At 39.1% G+C, this 13,353-nt stretch carries 14 protein-coding genes; 6 read left to right on the top strand and 8 right to left on the bottom strand.

Going from position 1 to position 13,353, the window contains the following annotated elements:
• The first annotated feature begins 14 nt into the window (after positions 1–14).
• The 6 genes from MKJ01_RS12305 (at position 15) to MKJ01_RS12280 (ending at position 4,228) form a co-directional block, all read left to right on the top strand.
• Positions 15–467, top strand: a complete 453-nt coding sequence (locus MKJ01_RS12305) for a hemerythrin domain-containing protein (protein WP_241614448.1) — start codon at positions 15–17, stop codon at positions 465–467.
• A gap of 55 nt (positions 468–522) precedes the next feature.
• A complete protein-coding gene (locus tag MKJ01_RS12300) occupies positions 523–747 on the top strand; it encodes a hypothetical protein (RefSeq protein WP_241614449.1) in 225 nt (74 codons plus the stop codon).
• A gap of 95 nt (positions 748–842) precedes the next feature.
• Positions 843–1,643, top strand: coding sequence for a molybdate ABC transporter substrate-binding protein (gene modA / locus MKJ01_RS12295; protein ID WP_241614450.1), 801 nt, complete (start codon positions 843–845; stop codon positions 1,641–1,643).
• Positions 1,643–2,326, top strand: a complete 684-nt coding sequence (gene modB / locus MKJ01_RS12290; protein ID WP_241614451.1) for a molybdate ABC transporter permease subunit — start codon at positions 1,643–1,645, stop codon at positions 2,324–2,326. The genes modA and modB overlap by 1 nt, the downstream gene beginning before the upstream one ends.
• Complete coding sequence (locus tag MKJ01_RS12285; RefSeq protein ID WP_241614452.1) at positions 2,323–2,946, top strand: ATP-binding cassette domain-containing protein; 624 nt, start codon at positions 2,323–2,325, stop codon at positions 2,944–2,946. The genes modB and MKJ01_RS12285 overlap by 4 nt, the downstream gene beginning before the upstream one ends.
• Positions 2,947–3,028: 82 nt before the next feature.
• Entirely contained in the window at positions 3,029–4,228 is a 1,200-nt protein-coding gene (locus MKJ01_RS12280; RefSeq protein ID WP_241614453.1) for a hypothetical protein, read from the top strand.
• 34 nt (positions 4,229–4,262) lie between these two features.
• Here the strand turns inward: MKJ01_RS12280 and MKJ01_RS12275 are convergent, their stop codons facing one another.
• The 8 genes from MKJ01_RS12275 to MKJ01_RS12240 form a co-directional block, all read right to left on the bottom strand.
• Positions 4,263–4,694 carry an Rrf2 family transcriptional regulator gene (locus MKJ01_RS12275; protein WP_241614454.1) on the bottom strand — a complete coding sequence of 144 codons (432 nt, stop codon included), beginning with the start codon at positions 4,692–4,694 and terminating at the stop codon, positions 4,263–4,265.
• A gap of 177 nt (positions 4,695–4,871) precedes the next feature.
• Positions 4,872–6,158 carry an alginate export family protein gene (locus MKJ01_RS12270; protein ID WP_241614455.1) on the bottom strand — a complete coding sequence of 429 codons (1,287 nt, stop codon included), beginning with the start codon at positions 6,156–6,158 and terminating at the stop codon, positions 4,872–4,874.
• 1 nt (position 6,159) lies between these two features.
• On the bottom strand, positions 6,160–6,630 hold the full coding sequence (locus tag MKJ01_RS12265; RefSeq protein WP_241614456.1) for a hypothetical protein: 471 nt from the start codon (positions 6,628–6,630) through the stop codon (positions 6,160–6,162).
• Positions 6,631–6,650: 20 nt separating this feature from the next.
• Positions 6,651–7,982, bottom strand: a complete 1,332-nt coding sequence (locus tag MKJ01_RS12260; RefSeq protein WP_241614457.1) for an MFS transporter — start codon at positions 7,980–7,982, stop codon at positions 6,651–6,653.
• Positions 7,983–8,009: 27 nt separating this feature from the next.
• The gene (locus tag MKJ01_RS12255; RefSeq protein WP_241614458.1) at positions 8,010–9,497 is read right to left on the bottom strand and encodes a nitrate/nitrite transporter; all 1,488 of its coding nucleotides are present in this window, start codon (positions 9,495–9,497) and stop codon (positions 8,010–8,012) included.
• Between the two features lie 427 nt (positions 9,498–9,924).
• Positions 9,925–10,782: a CPBP family intramembrane glutamic endopeptidase gene (locus tag MKJ01_RS12250; protein ID WP_241614459.1), complete on the bottom strand. Its 858-nt coding sequence runs from the start codon at positions 10,780–10,782 to the stop codon at positions 9,925–9,927.
• Between the two features lie 74 nt (positions 10,783–10,856).
• Positions 10,857–11,654, bottom strand: a complete 798-nt coding sequence (locus MKJ01_RS12245; protein ID WP_241614460.1) for a helix-turn-helix transcriptional regulator — start codon at positions 11,652–11,654, stop codon at positions 10,857–10,859.
• A 12-nt stretch (positions 11,655–11,666) separates the two neighbouring features.
• Positions 11,667–13,139, bottom strand: a complete 1,473-nt coding sequence (locus MKJ01_RS12240; protein ID WP_302850487.1) for a serine hydrolase — start codon at positions 13,137–13,139, stop codon at positions 11,667–11,669.
• Between the last annotated feature and the right edge of the window lie 214 nt (positions 13,140–13,353).

The following is a 13,353-nucleotide window of genomic DNA, read 5'->3' as shown; positions in this document are numbered from 1 at the left end:
CAAAGTAGAATAATATGAAAAGGAATGAAAACCTCGTGCCTTTATCACGCGACCATCACTTTGGACTGTTGTGCTGCTGGAAAATAAGGCAGGGAATCAAAAAAGATATTTCTTATGAAAGAATCAGGAAATATATCAACTTTTACTGGGAGAAAAACCTCAGCGGACATTTTGAAATTGAAGATACCATACTGCCTGAGGTAAAGAACAATAATCTTCAGATCCAGATGGAAAATGAGCATAGGGAAATCAACAGGCTCATCAATAATATCAAACAGTCAGATAATAAAGAACTGCTGGCAGATTTTGCAGATCTGCTCTATCAGCATATTCGTTTTGAAGAAAGAACGGTTTTCCCTCATCTTGAAGAGCATCTTTCAGCAGATCAGTTAAGTGAGATCGGAGCACAGCTTGATGGGCTGCACCATAAAGAACAGGATGACTATCCGGATGAATTCTGGAAATAATAAGGATGAACCTGAAAAAATAAACATCATAATAAAAATTAAATCAACTATTAAAATGAATGTGGAGATAAAGCCGGCATTAGAAGAATACCTGTATCTGGCCATGGGAAAATGCAACGGGCATAAAGTGGTAATGGCAGTTGGATATACCAGCGATTACGCCGATAAAAAAGCAAAAGAATTTGAATCAGCAAGCAACGGAGCTGTGCAATACATTGATATTTCAGTGGTAAAAACCGGTGAGAAGGAAAAAAGCAGAACTTTGGAAAAATATAAATAATCAATGGTTTCAAAGCATTTTGAATTGTCAAGTTATAGCTTTATCTTTGGAATAGGTAAGACATTCAGTTAATAAGCCTTCTTTCCCTTAGATGTATGAATAAATTGATTCACTTAAAACTTTTCCTGATCGGAGTTCTTGCTTCATTCATAATATCAGGATGCAAAAAGACCGAAGGTACCCATAAGAACGGCGGTCAAAGTCACAGAATCTCTGTGGCAGCGGCAGCAAATCTGCGGGATGTGCTGGAAGAGCTGAAGAAGGTCTACATCAAAGAAAATTCCGGCAGAACAATAGACATTACTTTTGCTTCATCCGGATTAATGGTACAGCAGATCCTGAACGGCGCACCGTTCGATCTGTTTCTTTCAGCAGATGCTTCATTTCCTGAAATTCTTAAAAAGAAAAATAAAGCCTCAGGAAATCCTGAAACATATGCGTATGGAAAAATTGCTTTGTGGAGTGCAACATCAGATGTTTCACAAGGTTTAAAATTGGTATTGAATCCTGATGTTAAGAAGATAGCTATCGCAAACCCGGAACTGGCACCCTATGGAAAAAATGCTGTTGGAGCTTTGAAAAAATCAGGATTATATGAATCCATCGAACATAAAATTGTTTGGGCAGAAAACATCGGTCAGGCAGCGCAGTTTGCTTCAACAGGAAATGCCGACATTGCTTTTGTGGCTCTTTCCAATGCAATGAGCCAGGAAATGATGAACAAAGGAAAATATTATGTACTTTCGGAAAAAGAAGCGTTTCCCATCCCGCAGAGCGGTACTGTTCTGAAAGGGAAAAATACAGCTGGGGCCGGAGATTTCTTACATTTCATCAGAAGCGAAAAAGCAGTTCCTATCTGGAAAAAGTACGGTTACCAACCTGAAATAAAACGTTGATGCCGGATCAGGATTTCATTTATACGTTGCTGCTCACCGGCAAACTGGCGTTGGTGACGACCACGATTCTTTTAATAATCGGAATTCCTGTTGCGTATTGGCTTACATATTCTCGGTTTAAACTGAAGTTTGTAGCAGAGACCCTTATCTGTATGCCTATGGTTTTGCCGCCGACCGTAATGGGGTATTACCTTTTGGTGGCTTTCAGCCCAAATAATGCATTCGGGAATTTTCTTCAGGAATATCTTGATGTAAGGCTTGCTTTTTCATTTAACGGAATTGTGATTGCCAGTATCATTGCCAATTTACCCTTTATGATCCAGCCATTGCAGAACGGGTTTTCTGCATTGCCGGATGAACTGAGGCAGGTTTCATATACGATGGGGAAATCCAGACTGGTTACTCTATTTAAAGTTCTTCTTCCCAACATAAAAGCATCGGTTATTACCGGAATTGCTCTTAGTTTTGCCCACTGTATCGGCGAATTCGGCATCGTGATTATGGTGGGAGGAAATATTCCGAAAGAAACAAGAATTGCGTCGGTGGCAATCTATGATCAGGTGCAGGCACTTAACTTTGAAGCCGCCAACCGGTACGCCTTTGTGCTTTTTATTCTTTCATTTTTTACGTTGCTGCTGATTTACGGTATTAATCGTAAAATTAATTTTACCACATTTAGATGATAGACATCAGCATCAGACATCGGATTTTCACTTCTTCAGGAAACACGTTTCTTGAAGTTGAAGAGAAAATCGAAGAGGGAAGTATTGTGCATGTTTCCGGTGATTCAGGGATTGGAAAGACTACGTTTTTTAAAATCCTTTCGGGGCTTGTATTGCCGGATTTCGGATTGATTAAAAAAGGGAATGAAATTTTATCGGATACCCAAAAGAAAATATTTTTGCCTCCGCAGAAACGGGATATGGCATTCATGTTCCAGAACTATGCCCTGTTTCCTAATATGACTGTGAAGCAGAATATTGCATTTGCCGGAAAAGAAAAAGCTATAGACAAAATTGATGATTTTTTAGAGAAATTCAACCTTAAAAGCCTTGAAAATATTCTGCCCGAAAAACTTTCAGGCGGACAGCAGCAAAGAGTGGCCCTGGCAAGAGCGCTGGTTCAGAATGCATCTGTTATTCTTTTGGATGAACCTTTCTCTGCTGTAGATCCTGTGATTCGGAAGATCATGAAGAATGAACTTATAAAAAAAGTTCAGAATAGCAAAGCAACCGCATTTGTAATCAGCCATAATGAGGATGAATTTAAGGATATCAGACATTTTAAGTTGATGATTAAGTAATTGTTTTTAGCTCTTCATTTTTTAACAAAACGGAAACATTGTGTTTCTGTAGTCTAATCAATTTCAAAAAATTACGGTCCCCATGAGAAAATTTAATTTTTGGATTAAGTTGTGCTTCATCAATTTCTTTATCGTATCAGTCGTTGGAACGATGATGCGCTATAATATCGCATTTTCATTACCGGGATTTTCCCATAAATTTATGCAGGAATCTCATTCTCACTTTGCCTTTTACGGATGGGTGAGTGCAGCGATTTATCTTTTTGTTACCCGATATCTGGACGAAACTTCAATGCGGATCATGATTTCCAAATATCGTTTTTTGATGATTTCCAATCTGATAGGTGCTTATGGCATGCTGTTGACTTTTCTGTATGGAGGCTATTTCTGGCTATCGATCGTTTTTGCATCGGTAGCTTTATTTACAGGTTTTGCTTATTTCGCTTTTTTGTTAATTGACTTAAGATCAGATCAGCGTCCTGAAACCGTTTGGTTAAAATCAGGAGCTTTTTTTGCCGTATTTTCATCGCTTGGAATTTTCGGACTATCGTACTTTTCAGCAAGAAAAGATGATTTTGAGATTCTTTTCAGGGCATCTACTTATTTTTATCTTCATTATCAGTACAACGGATTCTTCCTGTTTTCATGTGTCGGACTGTTTTTAATCTCATTAAAAAAATATGGAATACAAATTCCGGAAAAGCTTAACCGAACCGTATTCTATCTTTTATTTTCAGGCTGTTTTCTTGGCTACTGCCTTTCGATATTGTGGTTGAATATATATTGGAGCCTTCGTATTTTTTTTATACTGATTTCCCTTATGCAGCTATTTGGAGGCGTGAGACTTTTTATTTGGGTGAGAAATCAGAAATTTCCAAGCGAGCAGAAGATTCAGAAGCTGCTTCTTACCGTATTTGGCTTTGTATTTTTAGCAAAATTTGTCCTTCAGAGTCTGTCTGTGATTCCGGCATTGGGTGCTGTTACGTTCAGTAATATTAATGTGGTGATTGCGTATCTGCATCTGGTTTTGCTGATGGGAATAAGCATTTTTTTGATTTGGCTGTTATTGCAGTCAGAAAATATTCAGATGACAAAAACATTAAAAGTAAGTACTTTAATTTTGATATCAGCGATTGTATGCAATGAAGTCATCTTATTCTTATCAGCGATTTTTTCAGTGGCAAATATCGCTTTTTCAACGTCTAAATATTGGTTGCTTTTCATTTCCGTTGTGATTGTGATCTCTATCGCAGGTTTTATACGCTCGCTAAAGCTAAGGTAATTTCGTACTTTTATGATAGAACTTTCTATAAAGATTAGCCGGGATATTCCATCATTTTCATCACGCTTCCCAGGTCTTTAAGATCTTTTATTTTATATTTAAACATGATCTTAACTTTTTCTTTCACAGCAAAGGCAAGGTCATGGATCGGACAGGGATTATCTGCACTACATACCTTAAGGCCCAGAAGGCATGAGGTCAGCACTCCTTTTCCTTCAAAATTTTCGTAAATGTCTTTGATCGTGAGATTTTCAAATTGCTCGTCACTAAGATAAAAACCGCCGCCTTTTCCTTTTCCGGAAGAGATCAGCTGCTTTTTGGTGAGCTGCTGGAGAATCTTTGAAGTAAAATGCGTAGGGGTACCGATCTGCTCGGCAATATCAATAATCCCTATCTTTCTTCTTTCCATTGCCAGTACGATACAGGCTTTGATCGCATATTGGCATGTGTTTGAAAATATCAGCATCTGCTTGTAAATTATGAAGGCTTAAAATGTGAATATTTCCAGCCAAATGAGAATGTAAAAATACGAAATCCTGAATGAAATTTGAATATTATATAACCTGATGTTTTGCAGACTGTAAATCATAAAAAAAACCACTAATAAGAATAGTGGTCAAATAGAAATATATGATCTCGTCATTTATTTCAGCCTGAAATTCGGAGCTATTTTTACGGCAACCCAGGTCCAGGTCTGCATACTTTTAGGATCCGGGATGTTTTTAATGATGTTCATACTTTCACCGGCAAACATAAATGAATGTCCAAGATTGGCAGTTATTACTTTTCCGAATTTGTGTGTGAACACAAAATCCAGCTCGCTTCCCAAATACGATGAATATTTTGTTCCTGAACCATCGAATCCCAATTGACCGTTAGAAGTGAAAGCATGAACATTGGCCTGAATCTGGGAATCGGAATTGAACTTAAAATTTGATTTCAGATAATAATCATTCAGCCCGAAACTGTTGAAGTAACTGTTTCCCAGGTAGAAATAATCCATAAAACCATTGTACAGGTGATTGGTTCCGTACAATGGACTGAAAGATCTGTTAGTTCCTGGATCCGTATCAAAACTTTTACCGGAAAGCCATTCCGTTCCTGCAACGATATTGAATTTCGGATGAAGAAGGAAATCGGAATTGACAGAAAACTGATAAGCAGATTTACTTTGAGCAAGCGTGTTTTTCCCGACCTGATAATAGGCAGAACCGAAAAAGCCCATATTTTCGAAATACTTTTTAGCATTGATTCCCAGGGTCAGCATATCGTAATGCGTACCCAAAGGATTCTGCAGTATATTGTTCATAGCAATGGCTGAAAACTGGAATTTACGGTTTCCTGTATACTGATAGTGGATGATTTGTAGTGATTTCGTTATTTCTCCTCCTTCTGCAATGCTGTAGATTTCTTTTTCAGGAAGATCATTTGCGTCGTTATCATCATTATTGTATGTTGCGACTGCCTCAATCCGGGACTTTGGACTGATGTGGTACGTACTTTTCAATGCATCAAAGCTTCTTCCCTGCATGGCCCAGTCCAACCCACCCACAAGACGTTCGTTATCGTAAGCAAGGATTTGCCGTCCCAGCTTTACTGAAAAACGGTCTGAAAAATGATAGTCTGCCCAGGCTTCATTCAAAATGAAGTTTTGGTTTTTTCCTGATGCAGTTCCGGTTTCTCCCCAGGTCCGCACATCCTGAGCGCTGATATACATTTCAAGCTTTTTGTAATAATAATCGATTCCGAAACGCGCGCGTGATAACACCGTGGTTTCAGCAGATTTTCCTTTTGACGACAGTGTTCTTGCCCCGTTATCCAGTTCGCCTCTCGTACGCAGGTCAATATTCATCTTCAGGCTGTCTATTTGCGCGTTGGTCATCCCGAAAGCGAATGTTACGCAGACGGCTGCCACTTTATACTTTATCATTTTATTGAATTTCAGCGGTTATTTTATAGGTTTTGTGGCAGACCACACAGTTGTTCAGAAGTTCGTTCATCTTCAGTTGAATTTGCTGCCGGTTGTATTTTTCTTTTGTCATTTTAGCCATTTCATCAAAAAGTTCGTGCGTTCCGAACCCCATCTGTTTAAATTCAAATGGAAGCGACTTTACCAATCCCTGCGGAACGGCATTCACTTTACAGGTTCCAGACTGTTGGCCGACACTTGCAATAAGGTCCGGATCATTTTTAGCAATTCCCTCATTGATCTTTTGCACACTTTCCAGAAAGCTGCGCATTTCAGACATTACATATTCACGGTTTTGCCCACTCATTCTGATCTCAGATCTTCCGTCTTCCTTTACCGTTACTTTTTCGCCCTGGTAAAAGAATTTGTAGATCAGCCCGATATTTAAAAGCAGTGAAAGAATAAGGATGGAACCTGTCAGTTTTTTTTTCATTTTATATTCATTTTAATGGTTTAGGAAGGCCTTTCGCAACCTTTTCTCGTGTAGAAATACCAGTTGACTCCCGTAGCCATTACACATCCGAGAACCAGGAACCAGAAGAACAGCCTTGCATCTCCTGAGATTGCTCTTGACTGTGTAATAAGAACATTAAATACGAAAGGACCGAACGCCGCGATTGCTGATGTAAAGCCGATCACACCGGCTGCTTTTCTCGGAGATTCGGCGAAAATGGTCGGGAATTGCTTGAAAGTAGCTGCATTTCCGATTCCCGTAAAGAAAAAGATGGCTAAAACAATAAACAGGAATCCCTGAAACTGATCCGGAGAAGTGGGCGTAAGATAACCGCCGAGAATCAGCCTGGAAATTAAAATAATCAGAGATATCCCGGTAATATGGGTAAGGAGCGCGCCGCCGATCTTATCCGCTACCTTTCCGAAAATGATTCTTGAAGCTGAACCGATCAGCGGACCGTAAAAAGCAAATTGAAGTGGGTCCAAGTTTTTATCTAAAGGAACATACAGGTTTTTTATCATTAAAGGAAAAGCTGCTGAAAATCCGGCGAAAATCCCGAAAGTCATAATGTATGTCATGGTACAGTACAAGGTGTGCCGGTCTTTAAAGATATCCAGCTGTTCTTTAAAAGTAGCTCTTACGGGAATGCTTTTTAGAGAAAACCAAGCCCAGATTCCTATGATGAACAGAGGTAAAATATAGATGAATGCTACATTTTCAAGATAAATGGTTTTTCCGGTTTCCTTGATGATCTGTCCGCCGCCCATAAATGAAAATATACCTAAACTGATCACCAGTGGCGAAACCAGCTGAACGAGGCTGACTCCGAAATTACCGACACCAGCCTGGATGCCGAGCGCTGTCCCTGATTCTTTCTTAGGGAAAAATAAAGATGTTGAAGGCATAAATGAGGAGAAATCACCCCCGCCAATTCCCAGCAGAAAACCGATCAGCATAAAATAGGCAAAAGAAGTCTGTGGGTTCATCACGGCAAAGCCGAGCATGAGTAAAGGGATTATTTTAATGAATGAACTGACGGCAATTATTTTTCTCGTCCCGAAAATAGGAATGAGGAAAGTATTGACGACCCTAAGGAGTCCGCCTGCAAGTCCCGGCATGGCTGCCATCCAGAAAAGCTGGTCATCTGTAAACTGGAATCCGATATGCGGAAGCTTGATCACGATGACACTGTATAAAAACCAGGTGGCAAACGAGAAAATAAGCGCTGCCGTTGTAATAGTCAATGTTTTCCAGGCTGTTTTTTTGCCGCTGCGATTCCAGAATTCTTCGTTTGAAGGGTCGTAGTTGTTTAACCAATGTGTATTATCCATCTTTAGTTGTTTGTTAGTTTAAATTTCTTAATCTTTGTTGCAATTGACATGTTCTATCCTGTCTTTAATGTGCGGAGCGGTTTGATTTGTCATTTTTTTAATGGTATGGTTCATCCAGAAGAGTGATATTGCTGAAATAAGAAATACAAAAATCCATGAGCTGGTCCACAATCCTGAAAAATCCAGAAGGTATCCGAAAAGAATAGGCCCGATGAAGCCTCCCAAACCGCCGATAAGGCCTACCATGCCACCGACAACGCCGACTTCATTAGGGAAATATTCAGGGATGTGCTTGTACACCGCAGCTTTACCAATTCCCCACATGATCCCAATCAGGATCACTAAAACGGAGAAAACCCAGATATGCGCCTCGAATTTGATGAGGGTAACACCTTGTGCTAAAAGCTGCTTTTTCTGGATCTGCTCATTTTGTTTGACAAGAACCTCCTGCCAGGAAAAAGATTTTGGAAGTACGGAAGTCTGTTGAGGTATTTCCGGTTTTGGGTGGATGGCGAAAGTTTCATTGTTCAAAATGATTCTGCCGTTTTCAACGGTTTTTACGGTTCCAGCTTTTTTGGCGGTGATTCCTTTACCCGGCGTCATGATTTCCATTTTCGGAAGCATAAGGAGGCCACTTAAAATCAATGAGGAGTAGAGCACCCAGTACATCACTTTTCTCGCTCCGAATTTATCCGAAAGGTAGCCTCCGAATGCCCGGATTATACCGCTTGGTAAACTGAAGGCCGAAGCCAAAAGTCCTCCCAGAACCAGCGAAGTGTTGTAGACGCTCACGAAATAAGGCATGAGCCACTGAGAGAATGCCACAAACAATCCGAATACCAGAAAATAATATAATCCGAATCTCCATACTCTGATCTTTGATAAAGGTTCCAGAAGCTGCCCGGTAGATTTATTCTGAACCGCTGCCTTTTTATTTTTTACGCAAAAGATGAATACCAGCCCTATAATGATTAAGGTCGTTCCGTAAAGCAAAGGAAGTATTCTCCACCCGGTTTCAGGATTATGGGCAGACAGATAATTGAGTAAGGTTGGAGCAAAAAATGTGGTAAGTGCTGCGCCTGCATTTCCCATTCCGAATATTCCGAGTGCGCGTCCCTGCCACTGTTTGGGATACCATGCTGATGTAAAGGCAATTCCTACGGCAAATCCTGTTCCAATCATCCCGAAAAGAGCACTCAACAGAAAATATACCCAATAGGAATGTGCAAAATACAGCAGAAACATGGGAATGCTGCATAGCAGAAGTAAAGTTGAGAAGACCGGCTTTCCTCCGTACTTATCGGTTAAAATTCCTAAAGGAAGCCTCATGACAGAACCGGTAAGGATGGGAATCCCGAGCAGCCATCCTGTTTCCACCACAGACCAGTTGAAAATATTGTTGTCAACGAGATACGTTACCAATACACCGTTCAGTGTCCAGCAGGCGAAACAGATGGTAAATGCCAGGGTATTCAGGAAAAGAACTTTATGTGCAGAAGATAAATGGGCATCCATGATTTCGTCTTTTATGTAGGGTATCTGTTAATTCTTCCACAAATATATTGTTAATAAGATATTTTTATCTTATTTAATTCCGTTTTTCTTTTTTTTGTGTCATAAATCATATTTTGTATATGAATTAATATATGTCATTATCTATTTGTATGATCTGAATTTTTTAAAAAAGGGGAAGGTTGTTGGATTTTAATGTGCTTTTCTTTATCCGAAGCAGAGCTGAGGTTAATATTACATATATTTTACATCAGAGATTCTTACGTAGAATATTTTATTGACAATACTATAAAATAGCTGTACTAATAAACAATTAATAAACTTTGTGGAAGAATAAAAATCCTTACTTTCAAAGCAAGGATTTATTGAGTTGTTATAATAAATGATCATCAGCTTAGTATTCCGTATCAATAAATACAGCTGGTAAAGTTCACTTTTTTGATTTCGCTATGATTTGATTATTTCTATGGCTTAATATCAACAGAAAAACTGTTGCCATCAAACATATTACAGTAGCCTGAATACTTCCTTCGGGACCGAAAGCACCTCCTGTAATGATATCCGGACCTTTAATCTCAGTTGTTAGCCAACCTGTTGTTTTTTCATTGCCTGATGTTATCGCTCCGTAAATACCCGACTGTGTAAAATTCCATGCAAAATGCAGCGCGATAGGAAACCACAAATTACGTCTGTATATAAAAGCAGAACCTAATAGAAATCCGGCTGTCGTAATGCATAAGGTGGATAGGAAGTTGCTGTTGGGGTTAGCCAGATGAAGCCCTCCGAATATCAGGGATGAAATTGCCAATGCAAGATAGCTTCCCAGTTTCTCTTCAAGCAGCCTGAAGATAATTCCACGCACCAATATTTCCTCAATAATTGCTACTGTAAACATCAAGGCCAATGGAATGAGGATGAATGAAACTGGATTTACCGCAGTAATTTGGTAATAGCCATTGATATAGATTACCAGTATGACTAAAGACTGTAAAGCAAAACCGATTGCTGAACCCATGATTAGATTTTTTACCAGCCCCTTACCGCTAAACTCATTAATACTTCTTTTTTCATACTTTTTAAACAAGAAGATGTATGTTGAAACCGCTGCGGTTGAAATTAAAATTCCTTTCAACAGATTTCTGTAGTCTCTGTCTAATGGCGTTAGGGCCAGAAGTTTTGATGCAATTTGCTGTCCTATAACCACTACTGCCATAAAAATCAGCAGAGCAAGGACAATTTTTGTGATGGTCAGGTTTAAAATTTTCTGTTTTGTAGTATGTGTTTCCATTTGTCTGGTTTTTGATTTATTTCTACAAATATAGAGGGTCCTGAAACTGAAAAAATAGAATGAAATTTGCCTTCTTATAATTTTTGAAACTGTTTAGGCAGGAAGCCTGTCTGGGTTTTGAAAGTCCTGATGAAATGGCTTTGATCTGAAAAACCACATTCAAGGGCAATTTCAGTTAAAGGGATGCTCTGGTCCTGAATCAATACAAGAGAGCGTTCTATTTTAAGCCTCCGCATATATTCACCAAACGTACAGCCGAAATACCTGGGGAAATGCTTTGATATGGTGATGGGATTAAGCTGGAGAATCTGGGCGAGCTCATTTAATGTCGGATTTATATTCCAACAGTCATTTAAAAATTCCTTTAGATTCTTTACCCATAACGGGCTCTTATGGAAATGTTCCGAATGATGATTACAATCGGATAATTGGGAAAATAGCATCGTAATCGTATCAGCGGAGTAAGCATCTGCGGTCAGTGTTTCCTTGAAAATCTTAAGAATCAAAAATTTGGTATAGATTGTATTATGAACCGATTTTTCAATCAGAGCTTCAGAAAAATTAAGTTCCTGAAGCAAATGTGCACTAACTTCAATGTTAATATTTCTGGAAGGGAAGAGGGTGTTTTTATTTAGATGCAGCTCATCGCTGTGGTAAAACAACAAAGAACCGGCACCTAATGTTTCACTACCAGATCTCCTTTTTTCAGTGGTACCGCCTTTTAAAAAATACGTAATATGGGCATTGTGATGAGAATGCCAGCCTTCATAGACCTTTTGGCGGTATTCTGTTTCCACCACGGAAATGCCATGTTCAGTGGTAAAACTATTCTTGGAATTCCCTAAATAGGTTTCTTTCTGAAGTTCATACATTGGATGCTAAACTTATTTCTTTTTTATCAGTTCTTTTAGCTTAGAAATCATTACTTCGCCATTCCTGTTCTTTGGATTGAGTTTTAATGATTGCTGATAATTTTTCAGAGCAGGTTTATACTGCCCAAGTTCGGCATAGATTTCTCCTAAACTGTCATAGGCATTCGCACTCAAAGGGTATAAGGCAATATTCAGCTTAAACAATTCCAACGCATCATTTAATCTTTTCTGTTCTACCAATTGGTATCCCCAACCGTTAATTTCACTTTCTGTTAAAACAAAATCCGTATTTTTAGATTTTAATCTTTTAGCGGTGTCAAGAATACTTTTGTAGCCATTTTTATCTAACGCTGATTTAAGCAATTTGGCAGAAGAAGACATTCCGAATCCGTTGGCTTCTTTCATATCAGGTATAAACAGTCCTGCCAGTTCATCGATAAATCTATCCGGATTCCCACCTGACAGATTGGTTAATACGATAATTGATAAATCATCTTCCGGATAAATAAACAGGGCAGACCGTCCGCCGCCGACAGGAGCTACTGCAGGGTGCTCGGCTCTTCCAATAATCGGCCATCCTGCCGCATAGCCATTGAGGAGCCTGCTGAATCCTGCTGTTTTCCCATTGTTCAGTACATCCGGCTTCCAAAGTGCTTTTAGACTTGATTTCTTTTGCAGTAATTCCATATTCTGTAAGGCAATGACCCACTTTGCCAATTCATTTGCGGTAGAGCTCATTCCTGCTGCTGTCTGAAGCGGTGGCGGGAAAGAGAAAAACATATTGTTGAGCCTGCCTTTGGAAAACTGGTAGCAGCTGGCGATATTAGCGATCACTTCCTTGCTTGCTCCAAAGCCTGATCTGATTGTTTTTTCCATGCCCACTTTCTCAAGCTGGTTTTTGATAATAAACTCCTGAAAGCTCATACCGCTCAATGTATCAATGATTTTACCAAGCAGCACATAATTGGTCTGGTTATATCTGAATGCTTCACCTGCTTTAAAATCATTCGGCATGGCAATAACCTTTTTCCAGGCAAGAACAAAATTATCAGCAATCATAACAGATTCTTCTTCATCCACAATATCTGGAATTCCAGAAGTATGGGAGAGGAGTTGCTGAACGGTTACTGCTTTCCAAGTGTCCGGAATATCATTAAGATAGGTGGAAATCGGCGCATTCACATTTAATTTGCCCGCTTCTGCTAACTGCATCACTGCAACACCCGTAAAGGCTTTGGTTATGGAATTAAGCATGAAAACCGACTTACCGGAAACGGCGATCGAATCCTGGATATTGGCCAATCCGTAATATCCCGTTTTTATTATTTTACCATGTCTCACAATGGCCAGCTCCAATCCCGGGATGTCCCGTTTCTTCATTTGGCTCTGTATAAATACATCAATGCTATCCGTCTGGGAAAAAGCAGGTATAGTACAGAAAAATGTTAAAAAAAAGGATGCATATAATTTGAAAAGATAGCTCATGCAAATGATGGTTATTTAGAATTGATTTCTGAATTTCAGTCAGGCAAAGATAAGCAGAGATACGGATTTGACTTAAATTTATTTTCAATAATCCTTTATTGAACAAAACATTTAATAGTTCTGATATTTTAACAATCAAGACACTCTCCCACAAAGTGTGTAAGTTAAAAAGTCAGGGCTTAGATTTTATAATCTGAGCCTTTCTTCAAAAATA

It is taken from the genome of Chryseobacterium sp. SSA4.19, from assembly GCF_022601875.1.
Taxonomy (GTDB): domain Bacteria; phylum Bacteroidota; class Bacteroidia; order Flavobacteriales; family Weeksellaceae; genus Chryseobacterium.
This window is presented reverse-complemented; position numbering and strand designations above follow the sequence as displayed.

Bases quoted from the DNA above. Each gene is read 5' to 3' on its own strand.
- MKJ01_RS12255 (WP_241614458.1), bottom strand. From the start codon at position 9,497: ATGGATGCCCATTTATCTTCTGCACATAAAGTTCTTTTCCTGAATACC.
- MKJ01_RS12300 (WP_241614449.1), top strand. From the start codon at position 523: ATGAATGTGGAGATAAAGCCGGCATTAGAAGAATACCTGTATCTGGCC.
- MKJ01_RS12260 (WP_241614457.1), bottom strand. From the start codon at position 7,982: ATGGATAATACACATTGGTTAAACAACTACGACCCTTCAAACGAAGAA.
- MKJ01_RS12285 (WP_241614452.1), top strand. From the start codon at position 2,323: ATGATAGACATCAGCATCAGACATCGGATTTTCACTTCTTCAGGAAAC.
- MKJ01_RS12265 (WP_241614456.1), bottom strand. From the start codon at position 6,630: ATGAAAAAAAAACTGACAGGTTCCATCCTTATTCTTTCACTGCTTTTA.
- modA (WP_241614450.1), top strand. From the start codon at position 843: ATGAATAAATTGATTCACTTAAAACTTTTCCTGATCGGAGTTCTTGCT.
- MKJ01_RS12280 (WP_241614453.1), top strand. From the start codon at position 3,029: ATGAGAAAATTTAATTTTTGGATTAAGTTGTGCTTCATCAATTTCTTT.
- MKJ01_RS12270 (WP_241614455.1), bottom strand. From the start codon at position 6,158: ATGATAAAGTATAAAGTGGCAGCCGTCTGCGTAACATTCGCTTTCGGG.
- MKJ01_RS12245 (WP_241614460.1), bottom strand. From the start codon at position 11,654: ATGTATGAACTTCAGAAAGAAACCTATTTAGGGAATTCCAAGAATAGT.
- MKJ01_RS12275 (WP_241614454.1), bottom strand. From the start codon at position 4,694: ATGCTGATATTTTCAAACACATGCCAATATGCGATCAAAGCCTGTATC.
- MKJ01_RS12305 (WP_241614448.1), top strand. From the start codon at position 15: ATGAAAAGGAATGAAAACCTCGTGCCTTTATCACGCGACCATCACTTT.
- MKJ01_RS12240 (WP_302850487.1), bottom strand. From the start codon at position 13,139: ATGAGCTATCTTTTCAAATTATATGCATCCTTTTTTTTAACATTTTTC.
- modB (WP_241614451.1), top strand. From the start codon at position 1,643: ATGCCGGATCAGGATTTCATTTATACGTTGCTGCTCACCGGCAAACTG.
- MKJ01_RS12250 (WP_241614459.1), bottom strand. From the start codon at position 10,782: ATGGAAACACATACTACAAAACAGAAAATTTTAAACCTGACCATCACA.